18 protein-coding genes are annotated in these 21,890 nt (G+C 38.5%); 8 read left to right on the top strand and 10 right to left on the bottom strand.

Annotated features, from left to right (window positions below):
• Nucleotides 1-58 precede the first annotated feature (58 nt).
• The 6 genes from NW213_RS14025 to NW213_RS14000 all read right to left on the bottom strand — a co-directional run bounded on the left by NW213_RS14025 (nt 59) and on the right by NW213_RS14000 (nt 8,926).
• The gene (locus tag NW213_RS14025; protein ID WP_204393498.1) at nt 59-1,057 is read right to left on the bottom strand and encodes an MBL fold metallo-hydrolase; all 999 of its coding nucleotides are present in this window, start codon (nt 1,055-1,057) and stop codon (nt 59-61) included.
• Between the two features lie 79 nt (nt 1,058-1,136).
• Nucleotides 1,137-1,586, bottom strand: coding sequence for a hypothetical protein (locus NW213_RS14020; RefSeq protein ID WP_235339366.1), 450 nt, complete (start codon nt 1,584-1,586; stop codon nt 1,137-1,139).
• Between the two features lie 61 nt (nt 1,587-1,647).
• Nucleotides 1,648-2,631, bottom strand: a complete 984-nt coding sequence (locus NW213_RS14015; protein ID WP_235339367.1) for a DUF6340 family protein — start codon at nt 2,629-2,631, stop codon at nt 1,648-1,650.
• Nucleotides 2,632-2,768: 137 nt separating this feature from the next.
• Nucleotides 2,769-6,062, bottom strand: coding sequence for a preprotein translocase subunit SecA (secA, locus tag NW213_RS14010; RefSeq protein WP_154045042.1), 3,294 nt, complete (start codon nt 6,060-6,062; stop codon nt 2,769-2,771).
• A 99-nt stretch (nt 6,063-6,161) separates the two neighbouring features.
• On the bottom strand, nt 6,162-7,745 hold the full coding sequence (locus tag NW213_RS14005) for an alkaline phosphatase family protein (protein ID WP_154045043.1): 1,584 nt from the start codon (nt 7,743-7,745) through the stop codon (nt 6,162-6,164).
• 2 nt (nt 7,746-7,747) lie between these two features.
• Nucleotides 7,748-8,926, bottom strand: a complete 1,179-nt coding sequence (locus NW213_RS14000; RefSeq protein WP_375338157.1) for a DUF4105 domain-containing protein — start codon at nt 8,924-8,926, stop codon at nt 7,748-7,750.
• 140 nt (nt 8,927-9,066) lie between these two features.
• On the opposite strand from NW213_RS14000, the gene NW213_RS13995 reads away from it, so the two are divergent.
• From NW213_RS13995 to rpmA, 8 genes are all read left to right on the top strand, one after another.
• On the top strand, nt 9,067-9,792 hold the full coding sequence (locus NW213_RS13995; RefSeq protein ID WP_204393492.1) for a type III pantothenate kinase: 726 nt from the start codon (nt 9,067-9,069) through the stop codon (nt 9,790-9,792).
• A complete protein-coding gene (locus NW213_RS13990; protein WP_258323150.1) occupies nt 9,782-11,062 on the top strand; it encodes a hypothetical protein in 1,281 nt (426 codons plus the stop codon). Before NW213_RS13995 ends, NW213_RS13990 begins: the two co-directional genes overlap by 11 nt.
• A 57-nt stretch (nt 11,063-11,119) precedes the next feature.
• Nucleotides 11,120-12,481: a tetratricopeptide repeat protein gene (locus tag NW213_RS13985; RefSeq protein ID WP_258323149.1), complete on the top strand. Its 1,362-nt coding sequence runs from the start codon at nt 11,120-11,122 to the stop codon at nt 12,479-12,481.
• Between the two features lie 6 nt (nt 12,482-12,487).
• Entirely contained in the window at nt 12,488-13,120 is a 633-nt protein-coding gene (gene lptC / locus NW213_RS13980; protein WP_154045048.1) for an LPS export ABC transporter periplasmic protein LptC, read from the top strand.
• Nucleotides 13,121-13,153: 33 nt separating this feature from the next.
• The gene (locus NW213_RS13975; RefSeq protein WP_204393486.1) at nt 13,154-14,410 is read left to right on the top strand and encodes a hemolysin family protein; all 1,257 of its coding nucleotides are present in this window, start codon (nt 13,154-13,156) and stop codon (nt 14,408-14,410) included.
• 96 nt (nt 14,411-14,506) lie between these two features.
• Nucleotides 14,507-16,642, top strand: a complete 2,136-nt coding sequence (locus NW213_RS13970; RefSeq protein WP_258323148.1) for a peptidylprolyl isomerase — start codon at nt 14,507-14,509, stop codon at nt 16,640-16,642.
• Nucleotides 16,643-16,935: 293 nt separating this feature from the next.
• Nucleotides 16,936-17,253 (top strand): 50S ribosomal protein L21, encoded by a 318-nt coding sequence (rplU, locus tag NW213_RS13965; protein ID WP_154045051.1) that lies wholly within the window; start codon nt 16,936-16,938, stop codon nt 17,251-17,253.
• A 21-nt stretch (nt 17,254-17,274) separates the two neighbouring features.
• Nucleotides 17,275-17,538, top strand: a complete 264-nt coding sequence (gene rpmA, locus NW213_RS13960) for a 50S ribosomal protein L27 (RefSeq protein WP_154045052.1) — start codon at nt 17,275-17,277, stop codon at nt 17,536-17,538.
• A 151-nt stretch (nt 17,539-17,689) separates the two neighbouring features.
• Here rpmA and NW213_RS13955 read toward each other — a convergent pair whose 3' ends face one another.
• From NW213_RS13955 to NW213_RS13940, 4 genes are all read right to left on the bottom strand, one after another.
• Nucleotides 17,690-18,709, bottom strand: a complete 1,020-nt coding sequence (locus NW213_RS13955) for a branched-chain amino acid aminotransferase (RefSeq protein ID WP_154045053.1) — start codon at nt 18,707-18,709, stop codon at nt 17,690-17,692.
• A gap of 138 nt (nt 18,710-18,847) precedes the next feature.
• Nucleotides 18,848-19,057 carry an exodeoxyribonuclease VII small subunit gene (gene xseB, locus NW213_RS13950; protein WP_154045054.1) on the bottom strand — a complete coding sequence of 70 codons (210 nt, stop codon included), beginning with the start codon at nt 19,055-19,057 and terminating at the stop codon, nt 18,848-18,850.
• Nucleotides 19,058-19,066: 9 nt separating this feature from the next.
• Nucleotides 19,067-20,365: an exodeoxyribonuclease VII large subunit gene (xseA, locus tag NW213_RS13945; RefSeq protein ID WP_258323166.1), complete on the bottom strand. Its 1,299-nt coding sequence runs from the start codon at nt 20,363-20,365 to the stop codon at nt 19,067-19,069.
• 5 nt (nt 20,366-20,370) lie between these two features.
• Entirely contained in the window at nt 20,371-21,741 is a 1,371-nt protein-coding gene (locus NW213_RS13940) for a S8 family serine peptidase (RefSeq protein ID WP_258323147.1), read from the bottom strand.
• Nucleotides 21,742-21,890 lie beyond the last annotated feature (149 nt).

Below are 21,890 nucleotides of genomic sequence, written 5' to 3'. Positions count from 1 at the left end.
CGAAAGGCTGTTCATTTTTTTGTTTATATAGATTTCATGTTTTCCAAGAAAACAGATCCTATCTGATATGATGTAATTTAACCACTTCACCCAATTCAGGAATCATAACATCCATATTCCTTTTTCTGGCCTCGGCCGCAAATACATGAGGCGGATCAAATAAAGGTTCATCTGAAAGGTCGAAAGTGCCATAATGCATCGGTATCGTCATTCGTGCACCCATCTCGGCAGAAGCAGTAAGGGCATCATATGGAGATATATGATTAGGTTTCATAAACCATCGTGGCTTATATGCACCTATTCCAATCATACAATAGTCAATGTGTGGGAAAATATCAGACAACTCCTTAAAATGGTGAGCGTATCCCGTATCACCGCTATTATAAATAGTTATTCCATCTGCCTGTATCATAAAAGCTCCCCAAAGGCGCTCACCGCCATCGCTCACTCCTCTTTTGCTCCAGTGCTGTGCCGGAAGGAAGGTCAGACAAAGTCCGTCATCCTTATGCTGCTGATACCATCCGGCTTCGATTACCTCCATTTCAGGAAACCATCCTTTTATCAGTTGTCCGGTACCGATACCACAAAATAACTTCATTCCGGGATTTTCTGAAACCAGACGAGCAACACTCGGTTTGTCAAGATGATCGAAATGGTCATGACTAATAAGCAAATAATCTATATTCCTGAATATTGAAGGATCGGCAGGAAAAGTACTCCTTCTCTTCACAAAAGGTATGCTTCCGAAAACAGGATCAATCATGAAACGTTTTCCGCCTAACTGAAGAAAAAAAGAATTATGCCCAAGCCATATCAGCGAATTGCCTGTTACCGCATCAAGACTATGGAGATATCTCACATTGGGATTCCACTTTATCCTACGCTTTTCTTTCCTTTGCGGATTAGGCGAGAACCTCCATTTCAAAATACTTCCCATTCCAGGACGCCATCTGTGCTGACGGTTAAAGAATTTACCTTTAACGGAAGGATTACCGCGCCATCTGGGATTCACGGTATGCAACTGTTCGTTTCTTCTAAACAAAATCCTTTCTCCCATAAATCATCATTAAATATAAAACAAAAAACGGGGAAAGGCTATTTATGTAACCTTACCCCGAATAATAACAAAATCCTAATTATTTTTCCAAAAGATCCTTCAGAAAGGCATCAAGCTCTTCGTCAAGCCCTTTCAAAAGTTCATCGTTAAGCAACAAGGTATCTTCATCATCAATCAACATCAACTCAGCGACAGTCTCCTTGTCTTCATCTACCAATACAAATGAGTATGGCTTCAGTAAAGACAACTTTTCGAAATATCCCTGGTCGTTCAATGCTACAATTTCCGAACGTAAGACAGATTCGACTTCAGTCATAAAATCTTCCGAATCGCATTCTATCCATTCATCTATAATAGTACGGGCCAATTCTTCATCATCGTCATTGAATATCAATAGTTCTCCACTATCCTGCTTCGGTTGCAAATGTATATCTGTAACAACAGTATTCTCATCGCCCGAAACATATCTGCATAATGCTTCTCTAATAGATGACGATATAGCTGCACGTGTTTTTTCACTAACATTCATAGGCATAAAATATTTATTACCTCAAAATTACTAAAAATTATAAAGTTTCAAAACAAACGGCTCAGAAATTGTTATTAAAACGTCCCATTTGAATATTCAATTTTCCAAACTCGTCTTTCCTCTTTATAAACTGGGTAATATAATACTTTAAAACCATTTCATCGTCCGAACCTGATTTGACGTAATCGGACGCTTTGTTCAACCATTCTTCGGCTTTATTCATATCGCCTGTCATCTCATACGAAAGCGCTATATTATATGCAGCCTTGAATTTTGTATCTCCCTTTTTCTGACGATTATAAACTTGAGTCCATAATTCTCGTGCTGCCTCCCAATTTCCTTCATTTACATAAACACCGGCATCACGCATTTCTACTCCTCCACCATTAAAATATAACCTGTTTACCGTCTGCCAGTAAGGAACTATTTTATTGCATATAACTGATGCGGCGTGAGATGTAGCTTCTTGAATAAGCTCTTTTTCAGAAATTCTATATCCCAAATCGAAATACAATGAATCCGTTGCGCTAAGTTCGACCAAAGGATTCTGCCTTCCCGGCAAATACAATCTCACCACAGGAGTGACTTGAGCCTGAAGAACAGGTATCGATGCATCCCAGCCCGGATTAATAAATTCCTTTTTCTCGACATTTAGCAATAGTCTCTCGAATGAAATAATCATATCTACTCCAAGCATTGAAGAAAGATTGCCAACTTCATCAACTGAAAGGCTTGTTGAAAAATTATCAGAGCGTAGAGCAGAATCGCATATTATAACCTGATTAAAATATTTACTGTCTGCCAAAAGACCAGCCAATGCCTCGGTAGCATTCTTTCCTTCACCTTCAATTTGACCTAAAGTCAGAATATTCTTTTTAGGTTCAGGACGAGACGGCATATTATTGACGACGCCAACTACAGATATCTGATACGGGAAATTAACTTCGGCCGGAGACAGCTGATCATAAGTAAGTGTCTGGATAGAACTGCATGATGAAATTACGACACTCACCAGCAAAAAAATATATAAAGCATATTTTCTCATAATATCTTCATTTTTTTATTTGTACAAAAATAATATATTTCTGAATATTATGAAGTTAAAAGGTAATAAAGGTATAATAATAAAGGCCGTCCCTTTGTTAAGAGACGACCTTTTAAACGTGTATTTTATTAAAATTCTTATACTTTTCCGTGACAGTTCTTATATTTCAATCCACTTCCGCATGGACATGGATCGTTTCTGCCAACTGTTTTTTCTGCTTTATAAGGCTCATTTTTAACCTCTCTGGTATCTTTACCGGCAGCACTCTGCTGAGAAGCATCATTGAGGTCAACCTTTTCTTCCTTATACTGCTGTTTTCTTGGAGCTGGTTCCGGAGCTGCCTCACGAACCTGTTCTGGTTCCTGAACCGGTATCTGAGCACGCATCAATACAGAAATTGTATTATTATTGATCTTCGAAACCATATTGTCAAACAGTTTCACAGACTCAAGCTTGAAAATCAACAATGGGTCTTTCTGTTCGTAGCTTGCGTTCTGTACAGAATGTTTAAGTTCATCGAGTTCACGAAGATTTTCTTTCCAAGCCTCATCAATAGTATGAAGAAGTATAGCCTTTTCGAAAGCCTTCACAATCTCTTTTGATTCTGATTCGTATGCAGCCTTCAGGTTTACAGGAATATTATACATACGTTTTCCATCAGTAATAGGAATCATGATGTTTTCATACATCTGTCCCTGGTTCTCATAAACCTGTTTGATTACCGGATTAGCAATCATAGCCATGCGGTCTGTCTTGCGCTTGAAGATTTCCATAGCAGCATCGAATGTCTTTTCAGTAAGTACGTTCTTATCCTTAGATGTGAAATCTTCTTCTGTAAATGGAGTTTCCATTGCAAGTGTCTGAAGAATTTCCATTTTTGCCTCATGATATGTTGCCATATCCAAAGCATTTGCGCAACGTTCCCAAATCATGTTCACGATATCCATACCGATACGTTCGCCCATCAACGCATGGCGACGCTTAGTATAAACTACATTACGCTGTTTGTTCATCACGTCATCATATTCAAGCAGACGCTTACGGATACCAAAGTTGTTTTCCTCAACTTTCTTCTGAGCACGTTCGATAGAATTAGAAATCATCTTGTGTTCTATCATCTCGCCTTCCTTGAATCCCAACTTATCCATTACAGATGCTATACGGTCAGAAGAGAACAGACGCATCAAATCGTCTTCAAGTGAAACGAAGAATACAGAAGAACCCGGGTCTCCCTGACGTCCGGCACGACCACGCAACTGACGGTCAACACGACGAGATTCATGACGTTCAGTACCAATAATAGCCAAACCTCCGGCTGCTTTTACTTCATCGCTTAACTTGATATCGGTACCACGACCGGCCATGTTTGTGGCAATTGTAACGGTACGTCCCAAACCGGCTTTAGCAACGATATCAGCTTCTTTCTGGTGTAATTTGGCATTAAGTACGTTATGTTCAATCTTACGGAGAGTAAGCATCTTGCTCAACATTTCAGAGATTTCTACTGATGTAGTACCGACCAATACAGGACGTCCCATTTCAACCATCTTTTCAATCTCTTCGATTACAGCCTTATATTTTTCACGCTTAGTCTTATAAACACGGTCGTTCATATCCTTACGTGCGATAGGACGGTTAGTAGGGATAGTCACAACATCAAGTTTATAAATATCCCAGAATTCGCCTGCTTCTGTTTCTGCAGTACCTGTCATACCAGACAATTTGTGATACATACGGAAATAGTTCTGAAGAGTGATTGTAGCGAATGTCTGTGTAGCTGCTTCTACCTTTACACCTTCCTTGGCTTCGACAGCCTGATGCAAACCGTCGCTCCAACGACGACCATCCATTATACGTCCAGTCTGTTCGTCAACGATTTTAACCTGACCATCCATTACCACATAGTCAGTATCTTTTTCGAACATTGTATATGCCTTAAGCAACTGGTTGATAGTATGAACTCGTTCAGACTTGATAGCGTAGTTAGTCATAAGTTCATCTTTCTTAGCCAGTTTTTCCTCATCAGTCAAAGATGTTTCGTTTTCGAGCTCTGACAGCTGTGCGGCTATATCAGGAAGAACGAACAATGTAGGATCCTGAGATGAACCTGTTATCAGTTCGATACCTTTATCTGTAAGGTCGGCGCTCTTCATTTTTTCATCTATTACGAAATAAAGAGGTTCTACAGCCTCAGGCATACGCTTGTTGTTTGCTTCCATATAAATGGCCTCTGTCTTCAACATACCAGCCTTGATACCCGGTTCGCTGAGGAACTTGATAAGAGGTTTGTTCTTTGGAAGAGCCTTATGGCTACGGAACAAAGAAAGGAATCCTTCTTCCACCTCTTCCTTCTTGTCTGAAGCGATAAGACGTTTTGCGTCTGCCAGATATTGTGTAGCAAGTTTACGCTGAGCCTCTACCAGACGTTCTACCAACGGACGAAGAACTTCGAACAACTGCTGGTCGCCTTTAGGAACAGGACCTGATATAATAAGAGGTGTACGTGCATCGTCAATCAAAACCGAGTCAACCTCATCGACAATAGCATAGTTATGTTTGCGCTGTACAAGATCCTTAGGGCTGTTTGCCATATTGTCACGCAGATAGTCGAAACCGAATTCGTTGTTTGTACCGAATGTGATATCTGCCATATATGCACGACGACGTGCAGCAGAGTTCGGCTGATGCTTGTCAATACAGTCAACGCTCAATCCATGGAACATATAGAGAGGGCCCATCCATTCAGAGTCACGTTTTGCAAGGTAGTCATTGACTGTAACCACATGCACACCGTTACCCGTCAACGCATTAAGGAATACAGGCAATGTAGCCACAAGAGTCTTACCTTCACCTGTTGCCATTTCCGCAATCTTACCCTGATGAAGAACTACACCACCAAATAGCTGTACATCGTAGTGTATCATGCTCCATTTCATATCGTTACCGCCTGCAACCCAATGGTTTTTCCATATAGCCTTGTCACCTTCAATGCGAACAAAGTCTTTTCCCATTGCTGCCAGTTCGCGGTCGAAATCAGTAGCAGTAACTTCTATCTCTTCGTTCTGAGTGAAACGTCTTGCTGTATCTTTTACTATAGCGAAAGCTACAGGAAGCACATCATTAAGTGCTTTTTCGTATTTGTCAAGAACTTCTTTCTCCAGTTTATCTATCTGTGCGAATATAGGTTCACGCTTTTCGATATCTGTAGTTTCGATTGTAGCCTTAAGCTCTTCAATTTTCTTGTTTTCCTCTACGGCAGAATCCTTGATATATTTTTTCAACTCTTCCGTTTTGGCACGCAACTCATCATTACTCAGCTTCTCTATTTCAGGGTATGCAGCTTTAATCTTTTCTACCCATGGCTGAATTTCCTTCATGTCACGAGAAGCCTTGTTCCCGAACAACTTGCTTATAAATTCATTAAATCCCATTATATATTTTATTTTTTATTTACTGATTAATGCCGTTAAATAAATTCAACGGCGTACAAAGATAATTAAAAACCGTCAAAATGCGGTAATTGCAAAGATTTATTTACGTATTCCTGTCAAAGGAGCTACTACACTGGCGTTAGGAGCCCTTATACGCATGAAATGTGCCAAAGTAGGTGCAACGGCAGACACTTTGACCGGTGAATATAAAATTTCAGGTTTTATGTTATATCCAAAGAAAAATACCGGAACTGAAGAATATGCCTCACGTTCTACCCTTACACTATTAGAGTATTCATCTACCACTTTCCATCCCGGCAATATTTCTATATATAAATCTCCGGAACATTCTCTGGTAAATGAATTTCTGATTTTTTCAATTTTCGGATCCCAAGCACCGAGCAAAAGGCGCTGAGAAGAATAAGCAGAACGTATTCCACTCATCTGAACTATAAATTCAGATGAACGTGTCATTACTTCAGTAATATTTAAGTTCTTATCTTCTATAAGTTTATGATTGAGATAAATCTGATTTCCATAATATGTTTCTACGTACTGGCCTTGACCATATATAGCCATCAGATACATATTAAGCAAAGCAGAGCAACGTTTAAGATGGAATTCGCCCGTAGGAATTCTGTATTCAGGCAAGTCCTCCGACTCCGGCGAGCGATATCCGGTTGAAGTTATAAATATCAAAGTGTTTTTCAATCCCACTTTGCGGTCAAGCATATCAAGCAAATCGCCTATAGTATTATCAAGACGGACATACATATCCTGAATCTGCATAGCATATTCATTGTCCGGTTTTCCGTCATAATTTCCTGCATAATAACCCAACGTCAACAAATCCGGCGTGTCATCCAATCCTGCATTCGTATTATTGAGAAAAACATCTACCAGTTTATTAACCTCATCGTTTACGTATGGACTTGTCTTGAATTTTTTATACTTATACAGACGCTCATCTGTAAAATTATGTTTGAATGTAAGCTGCTTTGTTTCTGTTGTGATATATTTATATGCAGTAACTGGCAGATATGGTCCCCAGGTTATCTGGTCAATTCTGAAATCCAGACCATTACGGTCATTAAAGTTTGTTACCCATTCAGGGAAAGTTCCATAGTATGTAGTTCCGCTCCACTTACCGGTTTCATCATTAATCCAGAACGCTCCTTTAGCCGCATGTCCAGCCCCCATAATAGCCATTTCTTTTGTAGGAGCTATAGAATAGACATGAGCCTGACCGTGAGTGGAAACCATCAGTTCATCAGCCAGATTGGATACCGTAAGATACTTGGGAGAGACATTCTCGGAGGTATAAACCCCCATATATGATTTATCATCAACACTCTTTACTACGCATAAAGAATTTCTGTCCATCCAATTATTGCCGACTACTCCGTTATAATAAGGTGTAGTTCCAGTATATATAGAAGCTACGGAAGACGACTGGTCAGGTTTGATAAAATCATACTCACCATTCATATATACACGTCCTTCCCTGAAAAGACGCTTAAATCCCCTTTCACCATACATGGCAGAAAAGGCTTCTATATAATCTGTACGCAACTGATCTATAGTCAGACCTATAACCAATTTAGGAACAGCCGGAACATTCTGTGCATTGATTCCGGAAATAACTATAGCAGTAATTAAAGATGTTATAAATCGCTCTCTCATTTTTATTTTCTATAAACAATCTGATGGCTCACTGCATTAAACAACAAACCGAGTGCCAAAAGTAATACTGATAAATTAATTTCTTGTGGTATTAACGGCAATATCAATATAAATAATGTTAAATACACAGAATTTATTACATGCCACTTGTCTTTTTTACGTTTTATATCGTTGTAAACCATAAATGGCAAATAAAATAACGGTATCGGGTTGAATAATAAAATCAGCCAATTGGAATCCACAGTAGGATGTGTTGAGAAGAAAAACAGAAAGGCTATTATACATCCCGCCAATCCCTGAGACAAATAAAGAATTAAATCCCAAAACCAGTATATTTTTTTCCTTACTATCTGAACAAATGCAATTACCACATTCAGAAAAAGGAAAAAAGTGGCACAAGCTATAGGGCTAAACGAGAAAGAACTCTCAGCGGCATCTACAGTATCGGCATCCACAATCACTTCTTCTTTTAACACCAAAGGTCTGGTGTTCCCATTTTCGTCTTTAATAAAAGCACTTTCAGCAAAAGAACGCATATAAAAAGGAGAAAACATCTGTTGGCGAATACCTATCGGCTTGTCAGCACCGGCTCCCAGACAAAGGTCTATACCGAATTCCTCCCAATCGAATCCCTTTGTAAACTCATGTATAATGCCTCGAAATGTTTTGTCGGGAACTGAATTTGGATATTCAACATCTCCATCAATGCACTTTTCTATCTGATCACGCGCTCTTGTGGTGCAATTGTCATAGAAATAATTATACCGATATACCCTATTTTGTGGAAGATAGTTTGTAAAAAGCAGATTTTGCAGCTTGAGCTTCTCTTCATAAGTTAAATTCAATATCTGCTGATAAACAGAAGATCCCCTGAACATATATTCAGCTTCGAACGATCTAAAATCGTTCACCCCCAACTGATAGTCAGTCTCACCCTTCACAAAACGATAAATAAAATTAGGAGATGAAAAACTGAACATCCCATAATTAAATACAATATCCTTGTTTTGAGTATAATTCTGGTATCTTATTGCAGTGTGACCAAATAAAGAATATATTTCAGTTCCGGGAGAACAGGTGAGCAAACTAAACTGAATGCTGTCACGTTTTTGAGCATAAGATAACATGCTCCCCCATATAATTAACAGCGATAGAAATATTCTTATTTTATTGACAAACATAATTTATTTAAAGTGCACTTTTGTAAATTTGGACACAAAAATAAGACTAATTATCTATAAATATGAAACAAAACATCTATTTTATTGCAATTCTTATCCTTTTTTTCTTTTACTTTGCATGCAATACAAAAATATAGATTGTGAATTTAATAATAGACATAGGAAATACAGTCGCCAAATTGGCAGTTTTCGATGGTGACGAACAGGTAGAAATACTTAGAGGTTCAAACCATTCACTGGACTGTATTAAAATACTTTGTCATAAATACAAAATAGACAAATGTATTATTGCTTCTGTGATAACATTAAGCAATACAATAAAAAGACAATTATCAAATGTAGATTTTCCGATACTGGAGCTAACTCATAAAACGCCTGTACCTATAATAAACAATTACAAAACTCCGGAAACTTTAGGTATGGACCGTCTGGCGGCTGTAGTAGGCGCTAATTATTTGATGCCAAACAGAAACATTCTTGTAATAGATGCCGGAACAGCACTGACATACGAATTTATTGATGCCAATGCCACATATTGGGGAGGCAACATCTCACCCGGAATATACACAAGATTCAAATCGTTAAGCGCCTGCTGTGACAAGCTTCCTTTAATAGAAAAAGGAGGAGACATGCCGGAACTGGGATATAGTACAGAAACAGCTATCAGGGCAGGAGTCATAAAAGGAATTGAATTTGAAATAAAGGGCTATATAGCTCAATTCCAAAAAAAATGCCCCGACCTTTTAGTTTTTTTAACTGGCGGAGACAAATTTTCTTTTGATACAAAATTAAAAAGTATCATCTTTGCAGATAGATTTTTAGTTTTAAAAGGTTTAAACAGAATATTGAATTATAATGTCGAATAAAAAGGTACTTATTAGCGCTATTTTTGCAACAGCATCAGTATTTGCTTTTGCCCAATCCAGCACTAACTCTCCATATACAAGATTCGGGTTAGGAGACTTGTCTGACCAAGTCTTTACCAGTAATGCAGCCATGGGTGGCGTAGGAAATGCACTCAGGTCAAACCGTCATATCAATCCTATAAATCCCGCATCATATACTTCAGTAGATTCTTTGTCGTTTATGTTTGATGTAGGTTTCAGCATGAAAAGCTGCAATTACGAGGAAAACAACATCAGATCGAATGCAAGAAACTCCAGCTTCGACTATCTGGCAATACAGTTCCGTCTTCATCCAAGAGTAGGAATGGCAATTGGATTTACTCCTTTTTCGACAGTAGGTTATAATTTCAATTCCACAAGCCACGCTTCGAACAGCAACACCGTATCAGTAACAAACACATATACAGGTGACGGTGGTACAAATGTTATTTTCGGAGGATTAGGTTTCAAAATTATCGATAACTTGTCAATCGGAGCAAATATAGGTTATCTTTATGGAAAACAAGAATATAGCACCACAGCAACATTAAGCAATGGAGGTGACTATACAATAACATACAGAAACCTGAAAGTCAAGAGCTATAAACTTGATTTAGGATTGCAATACACACAACCTTTTAACAAGAATAACAGTCTCACACTAGGACTTACATACAGCCTGGGACATAATTTAAATTCTACAGAGGTTACAGGAACACAAGTTACAGACGGAAGCAGCTATTCATCGACAACAGAAAATACTGCATATGACGGATATAGCATTCCATCCTCATATGGAATCGGTTTGGCATATCAGTACAAGAATAAATTGACAGTAACGGCTGATTACACTCTTCAAGAATGGTCAAAAGCCAAATTGTCAAGTGCTGCCGGCATGTACTGCAATAGAAACAAGATAGCAGTAGGAGCTGAATACACACCTAATAATATAAGCAAAAACTTCTTTAAAAGAATATCATATAGAGCAGGAGCATTTTATAATTCACCGTATGTGAAAATACCAACAAATACGAATGGTACTTCTTATGCAGACGGGGCAAAAGAAATCGGTGCATCTGCCGGTTTTGGTTTTCCATTATCACTTTTCCAACGCAAGACAGTCCTAAGCATCACCGGACAATATATAAAACTTTCTCCTAGCGTAAGCAATTTGATGTCGGAAGACAGATTTGTCTTGAAAATAGGATTGACACTTAATGAACCTTGGTTTATGAAATGGAGAGTCAATTAATTGAAACCATAGATAGAATATTATAAAGACACAATAAACAATTAAATTAATAATACGATGAGAATGAAGATGTTTACAATGCTGTGTGCCTTAACATTGGGTTCTGCAGCGACTTTTGCTCAAAAAGGAGTAGAAGACGGTTCTAGATTTGGACACGGAGAAGATAGTATCCGCTGCCTTCAGAACATCAGTATTTATACTGAATATGTAAAAACAGACAATTTCAAGGATGCATACAAACCTTGGAAAGCAGTATTCACTGAAGCTCCTCTTGCACAGGTAGGTACATACACCAATGGTGCTAAAATCCTTCGTGGATTGATACAAAGTACAAAGGATGCAGCTCAACAGAAAGCTTACCTTGATGAATTGATGGCAGTACATGACCAGCGTATCAAATATCTTGATAAACTTAATAAGTTGGTTAGAAGCAAATCAACAGAAGGTTCTATCATTGGTATGAAAGTTCATGACTACATTGTTTTCTCTGGAAAGAATCTTGATCTGAACAAAGCATACGACTGGGCAAAACAGGCAATCAACATGGAAAAAGAGAAATCTGATTATTTCATGTTCCTTGACATGATGGATATGTCTTCACGTAAACTCAAAACAGACGAAAACCACAAAGAACAGTTCATACAGGATTATCTGACTGTATCAGGTTATGCTGACGCTGCATACAAAGCAGAAAAGAAAGAAAAGATGAAAGAATTGCTCAAGACAACTAAAGATAATGTTGATGCATATTTCATAAACAGTGGTGCTGCTTCTTGCGAAAACCTTCAGGCTATCTATGGTCCTAAAGTTGCACAGAACAAAACTAACCTTGACTATTTGAAGCAGGTTATTACAGTTATGCAATTATTGAAATGTACAGAAGAAGAAGCTTATTTCGAAGCATCTGAAGCTGCACACGCAATTGAACCGACTGCAGCTACAGCAGCAGGTTGCGGATATATGTATTACAAGAAAGGTGACCTTGACAAGAGTATCGGTTACTTCGACCAGGCTATCGAACTTGAACAGGATCCTATGAAGAAAGCTGAATACTGCTACAATGCAGCTGTAATACTGTTCAGCAAAAAGCAGTTGAGCCGTGCAAAACAATATTGTAACAAGGCAATCTCTTTCAACAACAATTATGGCGATGCATATATCCTTATCGCACAGATGTATGCTTCAAGCCCTAACTGGAGTGACGAGTCTGCATTGAACAAATGTACATTCTTTGCTGTTATAGACAAACTGCAGCGTGCAAAGAGTGTTGATCCAAGCGTTACAGATAAAGCCAACGAACTTATCAGAACATATTCTGCTTATACTCCGAAAGATGAAGACTTGTTCTTCCTTGGTTTAAGCAAGGGACATACAGTTACAATCGGAGGATGGATTGGCGAAACAACAACTATCAGATAATAAAGTATGTCATATAGACACAAGATTTTTAATACAAGATTTTTCATAAGCATAACAGTTGCCGTTTGGGCAACTGTTATGTTTCTTTTTTTCCCGTCATGTAGCGGAAAGGGTAAAAAATTAGCATCAGCTATCGATGAAAAAGATTCCCTACCCGACATGCAAAGTACCGGTGTAGTATCGTATGTATCAGATTCCGGTATGATAAGATATAAAATCATAACAGATGAATGGTTGGTATTCAGTAAGAAAAACCCACCATATTGGGCTTTTGAAAAAGGCTTGTACCTTGAAAAGTTTGATACACTTTTCCGAGTTGATGCAAGTATAAAAGCCGACACAGCCTATTATCACGAAAAAAAAGAAATCTGGGAACTAAGAGGTAACGTACACATACAAAATCAGCTCGGCGATAAATTTGACACAGAACTGCTATTTTGGGACCAATCGAAAAAACGTATATACTCTGACAGATTTATCAAGATAGAACAGTCAGACAAAATTCTGACTGGTTATGGTTTCGATTCAAACCAGGAGATGACCGAATATGAGATATTCACTCCTACAGGTATTTTTACAGTAGAAGACACAGCTCCATCAGACACAGTAAGTACAAAACAAAATACCAATAACCGATAAAAGCAAAAACACATAAGCCTAAAAATAACACAAATGGGTATTATCATCGAATTACTAATCACAATGGCATTTTCTGCATTCTTTTCCGGAATGGAGATAGCTTTCGTGTCCTCAAATAAGTTAAGGTTTGAGATGGAAAAATCCAATAATTTCTCCACAAAGATACTTACCGTCTTCTATAATAACCCTAACAATTTTATCTCTACTATGTTGGTTGGCAACAACATAGCCTTAGTCATATATGGTATCCTCATGGCAGAGATAATAGAAAACAAACTGTTATCAGGACTAATAACCAACGAGGCACTACTAGTTGTCATTCAAACAATCATTTCAACATTAATAATACTTATAACAGGGGAATTCCTTCCAAAAACAATATTCAAGATAAACCCTAACCTCACATTGAAATATCTCTGTATTCCAACATATATATGTTATCTGGTACTATACCCTATCAGTAAATTCTCTGCCATGCTGTCAACTTCCATACTGACAATTACAGGTAAAAAAATAAAGAAAGAAGATAGAGAAAAAGCATTCTCAAAGGTTGATTTGGATTATCTTATAGAAAGTAGCTACGACGATACCAGCAACGAAAAGGAAATAGATACTGAAATACAGATCTTCCGCAATGCTTTGGACTTTTCAAGCATTAAAGTAAAGGATTGTATGATTCCAAGAACAGAAATAGTAGCTGTCGAGACCGGTACTCCTAAAAAAGAAATCATGAGAGTATTTGTTGACAGTGGATTAAGTAAGATAATAGTATATCGTGACAATATAGACAATATAATAGGCTATATCCATTCTTCCGAAATGTTCAATACACAGGATGACTGGGAACAAAACATCAAATCTATCCCGGTAATACCGGAAAGCATGGGAGCCAACAAGCTTATGCAACTGCTCATGCAACAGAAAAAGTCCCTAGCCGTTGTTGTAGATGAATTCGGTGGAACATCGGGCGTTATCGCACTTGAAGACTTGGTAGAGGAACTTCTTGGCGATATAGAAGATGAGCATGACAATAAAAACACAATAGCCAAAACTATAAGTGAAAACGAATACATTTTATCAGGCCGACTTGAAATAGAAGATATTAACGAAAAATTTGGTATAGGTCTTCCGGAAAGCGATGAATATCAGACATTAGGCGGACTAATAATAAATGAATACCAAAGAATTCCAAAGCCTCATGAAAATATAGTGATAGACAAATTCCAGTTCAATATTATCAAGGCCACCAATACAAAAATAGAGCTGGTTAAACTGAAAATACAGAAATAAGCATTTTTTTGTATAGAAAATAGCAACTCATAAACATTTTTCGTATCTTCGTGCGCTAATTACAGAAAAACAATAAACAAAAAATAATAAATTTAAATGGCAACTTTACAAACTATTAGAAGCAAAGGACCATTATTGGTCATTGTTATCGGTATTGCCCTCTTCGCTTTCATAGCAGGCGACGCTTGGAAAATATTCCAGCCACATCAGGGAAGGCAAGACATCGGAGAAATTAATGGAGAAAAAATCTCCGCTCAGGATTATCAAAAGCTAGTTGACGAATACACTGAAGTGATCAAACTGACAAATGGTTTGGCATCACTTAACGAGACTCAATTGGCAAGTGTAAAAGACCAGGTATGGCAATCATACGTAAACAACAAACTTATTGCTGAACAGGCTGAAAAGTTGGGACTTACAGTAACTGATGCTGAAATCCAGGCTATCATTGACGAAGGTACACACCCTCTGTTGATGAACACTCCGTTCCGTAACCCACAGACAGGTGCTTTCGATAAGGATATGTTGAAGAAGTTCCTCGTTGACTATTCAAACTTGAGCACAAGCCAGATGCCTTCACAGTATGTTGAATACTATCAGACTATGGGTAATTTCTGGAACTTTGTTGAAAAGACACTCAGACAGTCTGCTTTAGCTGAAAAATACCAGAATCTGATTTCTAAATCACTTATCGCTAACCCTACTTCTGCAGAAGATGCTTTCAAAGCACGTACTGAACAGAGTGACCTGCTTATGGCTGCTGTTCCATATTCAGCTATAAACGACTCTTTGGTTAAAATTTCTGACGATGAAATCAGAAGCTTGTACAATGAAAGAAAGGAACAGTTCAAACAGCTGGCTGAAACTCGCGACATCCGCTTTGTAGATATCCAGGTATTACCTTCGGATGCTGACAGAAAAGCAGTTTTGGACGAAGTGACTGAATATAGCGAACAGCTTAACAATACAACAGCTGATTACGCTGCTTTTATCCGTTCAACAGGATCAAGCGTATCATACTCTGATATTCCTGTCAACAAGTCAGTACTTCCATCGGATGTTGTTGCACGCCTTGACTCAATTGGTATGAACGAAGTTTTCGGCCCATACTACAGTCAGGCTGACGATTCATACAATGCATTCAAGATCATAGCTAAAGTTAATGCTCCTGACTCTATACAGTTCCGCCAGATTCAGGTTTATGCCGATACTGAAGAAAAGACAAAGACTCTTACAGACAGTATATATGACGCTTTGAAAGGTGGAGCAAACTTCGAAGAAATTGCGAAAGTTTATGGTCAGACAGGCGAATCTACATGGGTTAGAGCCAATACTTGGGAAGGTTCTCAGCTTAACTCTGAAAATGAAGAATTCATTAAGACACTTTTAAGCCAGCCTGTTAAAGAAATTGCAAAACTAAACATCGGTCATGCAAACATCATCCTACAGGTAATGAACAAGAAAAGCATGCAGGATAAATACAAAGTGGCTGTGATCAAACGTAATGTAGAATTCAGCAATGATACATATAATGAAGCATACAACAAGTTCAGCCAGTTCGTTGCACAGAGCAACAGCATAGAAGAACTTGAAAAGAATGCAGAAGAATACGGTTACACAGTTATTCCACGTTCTGATTTTTCATCTGCAGAACACTATGTAGGTGGTGTACCATCAACAAAAGAAGTTATACGTTGGATATTCGGTGCTAAAGAAGGCGCTGTATCTCCTCTTTTCGAATGTGGAAACAACGACCACATCATGGTAGCAGCACTTGACAGAATTAACCCAGTAGGTTACCGTAATATCAACTCTGTAGCAGACATGTTGCGTGCTGAAATCCGTCGTGACAAAAAGGCAGAAATGATTATGGCAGACATGAAGTCATGCACTTCAATAGATCAGGCAAAAGCCGTAAAGAACGCTGTCAGCGATACAGTAAAACATGTAACATTCTCTGCACCTGCTTATATATCATTGACTAGAGGAAGCGAACCTGTTATAGGTGCCGTAGCTTCTAAAACAGCCGTTAACGCAACAAGTGCTCCTGTAAAAGGTAATGCCGGTGTTTATATGGTACAAGTATTAAGCAAAGAAAACGGAAAAGAAACTTTTGATGTAAAATCTGAAGAATCTACATTATCAAACATGTATTACAGATTCGCAACTCAGTTCATCAATGATCTTTACCAGAAATCAAAAGTTGTTGACAACAGATACTTGTATTTCTAATATCTAAACGGAATACATAAAAATATACGAAGATATGCCTATTTCGATAATAGGCATATCTTTTTTTATACCCCTGCACCTGAATTAAAAGCCCAAAGCCGATTACTAATAAAACAGAAATCACTTACAAACAATAAATTATCTTCAAAAACTGGACAAAAATAACCAAGAAAAAATTGTTTATATAAAGTATTTAGAGTATCTTTGCAGCCGATTTTAGTCCGACAAGGTAAAAAAGTGACTGCAAGAACCGGTCCACCTTACGGAAGAAACCCGTTTAATATTTATTTAAAATGTACGTAATTGTAGAAATTAACGGTCAGCAGTTCAAAGCTGAAGAAGGCAAAAAACTGTTTGTACACCACATTCAGAACGCTGAAAACGGCGCAACTGTTGAATTTGACAAAGTTTTGTTGGTTGACAACAATGGTAACGTAACTGTAGGTGCTCCTACTGTAGAAGGTGCTAAAGTGGTATGTGAAGTAAAATCTAGCCTTGTTAAAGGTGACAAAGTACTTGTATTCCACAAGAAGAGAAGAAAAGGTTACAGAAAACTGAACGGTCACCGTCAGCAGTTTACTGAATTGACAATCAAACAAGTTATTGCTTAATCATTAAAAACGTAGAAGAAAATGGCACATAAAAAAGGTGTAGGTAGTTCTAAGAACGGTCGTGAATCAGAAAGCAAGAGATTAGGCGTAAAGATATTCGGTGGTTCAGCTTGTAAGGCTGGTAACATCATTGTTCGTCAAAGAGGAACAGTTCACAATCCAGGTAAAAACGTAGGTATGGGAAGTGATCACACTCTTTACGCATTGGTAGATGGTACTGTATGTTTCAAGAAAGGACGTGAAAACAAGAGCTTTGTTTCTGTAGTTCCTTGCGCTGAAGCATAATTACTTTATTAAAAGCATACAATGAGGATATGTCATTACGATATATCCTCATTTTGTTTTATATAAACCGGTGTTTCATGAGCAAAACTGATACAAAAAAACGACCGGACTTTTTCAAATCCGGTCGTTACAAATTATCTTAATATTCAAATTATTCGACAATCATTACCCATCCATAAGGATCGGCTTCATCACCATACTGTATAGCACGAAGCTTGTTATACAATTTTTCGCTTATAGGACCTGGTTTACCATCCTTGGCTATTACATACGATTTATTGTTTTCAAGGTCATCAATACGCTCTATAGGGCTGATAACAGCAGCTGTACCACATGCTCCAGCTTCCTCGAATGTTTCAAGTTCTTCTTCAGCTATAGGACGACGTTCAACCTTTAGTCCCATATCCTCAGCAAGCTGCATAAGGCTTCTGTTTGTGATAGAAGGAAGGATTGATGTAGAAAGAGGAGTCACATATGTATTGTTTTTAATACCGAAGAAATTGGCAGCACCACACTCATCGATATATTTCTTTTCTTTTGCATCCAAGTAGAATTCGCTTGCATATCCTGCATCATGAGCCATCTTGTTTGCACGAAGGCTGGCAGCATAGTTACCACCAACTTTGAATGTTCCTGTTCCAAGAGGAGCAGCACGGTCAAACTGACGGATTATAACATAAGGATTAGTAGCAAAACCACCTTTGAAATAAGGGCCTACAGGAGTAACAAATACTACGAAAAGATATTCACTTGCCGGATGTACGCCTACCTGGGCACCTGTACCGATAAGCAACGGACGTATATAAAGCGAAGCACCGCTCTCATATGGAGGAATGAAACGTTCGTTTGCCTTTACCACTTTCTTTACAGCTTCGCAAAACAGTTCTGTAGGGAATTCAGGCATAAGGATACCGTTACAAGTACTTTGAAGACGTTCTGCATTTGCCTGCGGACGGAACACGCGGATTTTTCCGTCTTTTCCACGATATGCCTTCAAACCTTCGAATGCTTCCTGACCATAGTGCAAACATGTTGCTGCCATGTGGATATTTAATGTTTCTTCCGAACAAAGTTCCAATTCACCCCACTTGCCGTCGCGATAATAGCAACGTACATTGTAATCTGTCTTCATGTAACCGAACGACAAATTAGACCAGTCAATTTCTTTCATAACTTTATTATTTAATATTTTTATGTTCCTGATATTATAACATTGACGGCAAATGTAAGATTTTAATTTACATATTCCAATTTTTACAATAAATATTTAGACCAAAACCCTTAAATACCGGCATGTTGCTTACATTTTTCATTCCTCATCCGAATGTCCGTCATCGAGCATTTTCTTTATTTCTTCGTCTGCCTTATAAAGCTTATCCTTGCAGAACTTTATGAGTTTCTGAGCCTCCTGAAGATTTTCTCCCAACTGGTCGATATCCAGTTCGCCACTCTCTATTTTTGCCACTATCGCTTCAAGCTTCTTCATGGCTTCGGTATATGTTTCTTTCTTTGCAGCCATAACTATATCTTATTTTACTATACTTTTAAATTTACCTGTTGCCAAAACAGTCTCCACCTCATCACCGGATTTAATCTTTGAAGCATCCCTCACAGACTTTCCATTAAGAAGAGTGATACTATAACCGCGTTTCAAGAGTTGTTCCGGAGATGCGGATTTAAGAATTCTCTCCATCAGGTCAATCTTATGAGTTTCTTTTTCCATAACAGAACGAACATACATCAACAGACGAGGATAAACATCCAAACGATGTTGTTCTACCAGAAAACGTTTCTGCCATGACATTACCAGACGCGAATACATACGCTCGCAACGCATATTTTCCCTTTGCAGTCTGGACTGTACCACCAACGGAATACGTGCAACAAGTCTGTTCAGACGTTCCGATTCCGAATTCAGGATGACTGGTATCTCACTACGGAGGCGTTCCGACAAATCATCAAGTCGGCTTGCCGTCTGCAACATCATGCCTATTATGTATTCGGCAGCGGCTGTAGGCGTCTTTACCCTTGTATGCGAAACCATATCAATCACAGTATCATCGCGTTCGTGCCCTATACCTGTTATAATAGGTAGTGGGAACTGTGCACAATGAGCAGCCAAATCGTATGTATCGAAACCGGACAAATCAGATGTTGCCCCTCCACCACGGATTATCACTACTACGTCCCAATTATCTATTTCAGAATATATTCTTTCCAGAGATGATATTATGGTTTCCTCTACCCTGTCTCCCTGCATTATAGCAGGAAAAAGCTTTGTATAAAACACAAAACCGAACTTGTTGGAATGCAACTGGTTGCAGAAATCACCATATCCGGCTGCAGTTGCCGAAGAGATGACAGCTATCCTCTGCAGAGGTTCAGGCATTTCAAGCTCCTTGTTCATTGTCAGGATACCTTCTTCGTCAAGACGCTTCAGAATTCCCTTTCGCCTGCGCGCCATATCGCCTATAGTATATGCAGGATCAATGTCAACAACAGTAAGAGAAAAGCCGTACAATTCGTGAAAGTCAACCGTAACCTTCACCATTACTTTTATTCCGGAAACAAAAGCCTGCCCTGTTTCTCGTTCAAAATAAGGACGCAAACGCATGAAAACACTACTCCAAATCACCCCTCTAGCCTTTGCTATCAAAGCATTGCTTTTAGGATCTTTTTGGACAAACTCAAGATAACAGTGCCCGGAATAATTAGAGCGCACATCGCTCAACTCCGCCTGTATCCAGTATTCGTCAGGCAGAATAGAATGAAGACCTCGTCGAACCAAAGAATTCAGTTCGTATAAAGACATTGCTTCATTTTCCATCATATCTACTTGCTTTTCATCTCCTGCCCTATTCTGTATGCTTTCCACATATCCGTTATTCCATAACCGAATATATTGTCCGGATAATCATACCTGTCAGAAGAACGGTGAACCACATCAATAAGTTCCTTTACAGTAAGCCACGGACAAGCTTGCCAAAGACATGTAACAAGTCCGCAGAATATCGGCGAAGCGAAGGATGTTCCATTACCATATGAAGTTCCTCCATTAGGTCCGGCTATACTAGAATGAAAACCTACCGCCATTACATCTGGTTTTATACGTCCGTCAGCTGTATTACCAACTGAAGAAAAATCAGCATTCACACCGTCTGCATTTACAGCACCTATTGTCAGTACGCCTTCAGCATCTCCAGGAGGTGTAATTTTTTTCCAGCTGGATGAACCTGAATTTCCTGCACTACATACTATAAGCATTCCCTTAGAAGAAGCGATATTGGCAGAACGCGACATAAGCGAAGTGCGTCCGTCAAGATCACGATATCTGTAATTGTCGGACACATTGTCAAAAGAATAATATCCAAGTGAAGTATTCACAACATCTGCACCTACACTGTCGGCAAACTCTACAGCTGCTGCCCAATAATCTTCCTCTGCCGGCTGTTCAGTATCATTATCCTCACTTCTGAGAAGCCAGTAAGAAGCTTCAGGAGCAGAACCAACCATTACCCTAGGCATATTTACAGCCATGCACGAAAGTACTTTCAAGCCATGGTTATGCTCGGCATATATATCAGATTCAGGATTAACAAAATCCTTTGTTCCTAAAATATGAAGCTTACGGAAAAATTTCATTTTGTCCACATTATAATATCCGGCATCTATAACCGCTATATGCATACCTTCTCCACGGAAACCGGCATTATGAAGACTGTCGCCGTGATGAATCTTTATCTGATTGGCAGCCACTCCATAATATTCGTCTGTCTTTTTCCACTTATTTGTTATTTCCTTCTTGCGATCCTTATTTCTTGGAAAAACAGTATCGGGTGAAACCCATACCTTTCTTACATCCATAACAAATGGATTTTGTCTGAATCTTTCTGCCGTTTCTTCATCCTGAGTAAGCATAAGCACAGTATTATTCCACTTACTCTGCATCAGATACTTTCCTCCCTGTTCCACCAAACGGTCAATATAGTTTTTGCATACCGGCAAATCTGTAGAGTCGATACCTATCCCCTGCCTATTTCTACGTTCCAAAGCACGTTCGGACAGAAATTCCTGCGGACGGTCAATGCTATAGGCAGTTGCAGACTTATCTCTCAATGTCACACGATATTTATATGTTTCCGAAAAAGAATGGAAATAGCCGAAAATCAGCGTACAAAAAAATATTACAGTTCTTAAATTCATAGAGTTAATGTGTTATCGGTTACAAAGATATTACAAATAAATAAGAAACAAGAATTATGGGACACAGAAAACGTCTGTCGTTTTAATTGAAACGACAGGGAATTTTTTTTAAACGTATCAAAGGCCTATATTACACACACATTTTTCTT

This window comes from Bacteroides sp. ET336 (genome assembly GCF_024733815.1).
Lineage (GTDB): Bacteria > Bacteroidota > Bacteroidia > Bacteroidales > Bacteroidaceae > Phocaeicola > Phocaeicola cellulolyticus.
Note: the sequence above shows the minus strand (reverse complement) of the source record. Positions and strands in the feature narration are given on the sequence as shown.

Coding starts and splice junctions, on each gene's coding strand:
- NW213_RS14025 (WP_204393498.1), bottom strand. CDS start 1,057: ATGGGAGAAAGGATTTTGTTTAGAAGAAACGAACAGTTGCATACCGTG.
- NW213_RS14020 (WP_235339366.1), bottom strand. CDS start 1,586: ATGAATGTTAGTGAAAAAACACGTGCAGCTATATCGTCATCTATTAGA.
- NW213_RS14015 (WP_235339367.1), bottom strand. CDS start 2,631: ATGAGAAAATATGCTTTATATATTTTTTTGCTGGTGAGTGTCGTAATT.
- secA (WP_154045042.1), bottom strand. CDS start 6,062: ATGGGATTTAATGAATTTATAAGCAAGTTGTTCGGGAACAAGGCTTCT.
- NW213_RS14005 (WP_154045043.1), bottom strand. CDS start 7,745: ATGAGAGAGCGATTTATAACATCTTTAATTACTGCTATAGTTATTTCC.
- NW213_RS14000 (WP_375338157.1), bottom strand. CDS start 8,926: ATGTTTGTCAATAAAATAAGAATATTTCTATCGCTGTTAATTATATGG.
- NW213_RS13990 (WP_258323150.1), top strand. CDS start 9,782: ATGTCGAATAAAAAGGTACTTATTAGCGCTATTTTTGCAACAGCATCA.
- NW213_RS13985 (WP_258323149.1), top strand. CDS start 11,120: ATGAGAATGAAGATGTTTACAATGCTGTGTGCCTTAACATTGGGTTCT.
- lptC (WP_154045048.1), top strand. CDS start 12,488: ATGTCATATAGACACAAGATTTTTAATACAAGATTTTTCATAAGCATA.
- NW213_RS13975 (WP_204393486.1), top strand. CDS start 13,154: ATGGGTATTATCATCGAATTACTAATCACAATGGCATTTTCTGCATTC.
- NW213_RS13970 (WP_258323148.1), top strand. CDS start 14,507: ATGGCAACTTTACAAACTATTAGAAGCAAAGGACCATTATTGGTCATT.
- rplU (WP_154045051.1), top strand. CDS start 16,936: ATGTACGTAATTGTAGAAATTAACGGTCAGCAGTTCAAAGCTGAAGAA.
- rpmA (WP_154045052.1), top strand. CDS start 17,275: ATGGCACATAAAAAAGGTGTAGGTAGTTCTAAGAACGGTCGTGAATCA.
- NW213_RS13955 (WP_154045053.1), bottom strand. CDS start 18,709: ATGAAAGAAATTGACTGGTCTAATTTGTCGTTCGGTTACATGAAGACA.
- xseB (WP_154045054.1), bottom strand. CDS start 19,057: ATGGCTGCAAAGAAAGAAACATATACCGAAGCCATGAAGAAGCTTGAA.
- xseA (WP_258323166.1), bottom strand. CDS start 20,365: ATGGAAAATGAAGCAATGTCTTTATACGAACTGAATTCTTTGGTTCGA.
- NW213_RS13940 (WP_258323147.1), bottom strand. CDS start 21,741: ATGAATTTAAGAACTGTAATATTTTTTTGTACGCTGATTTTCGGCTAT.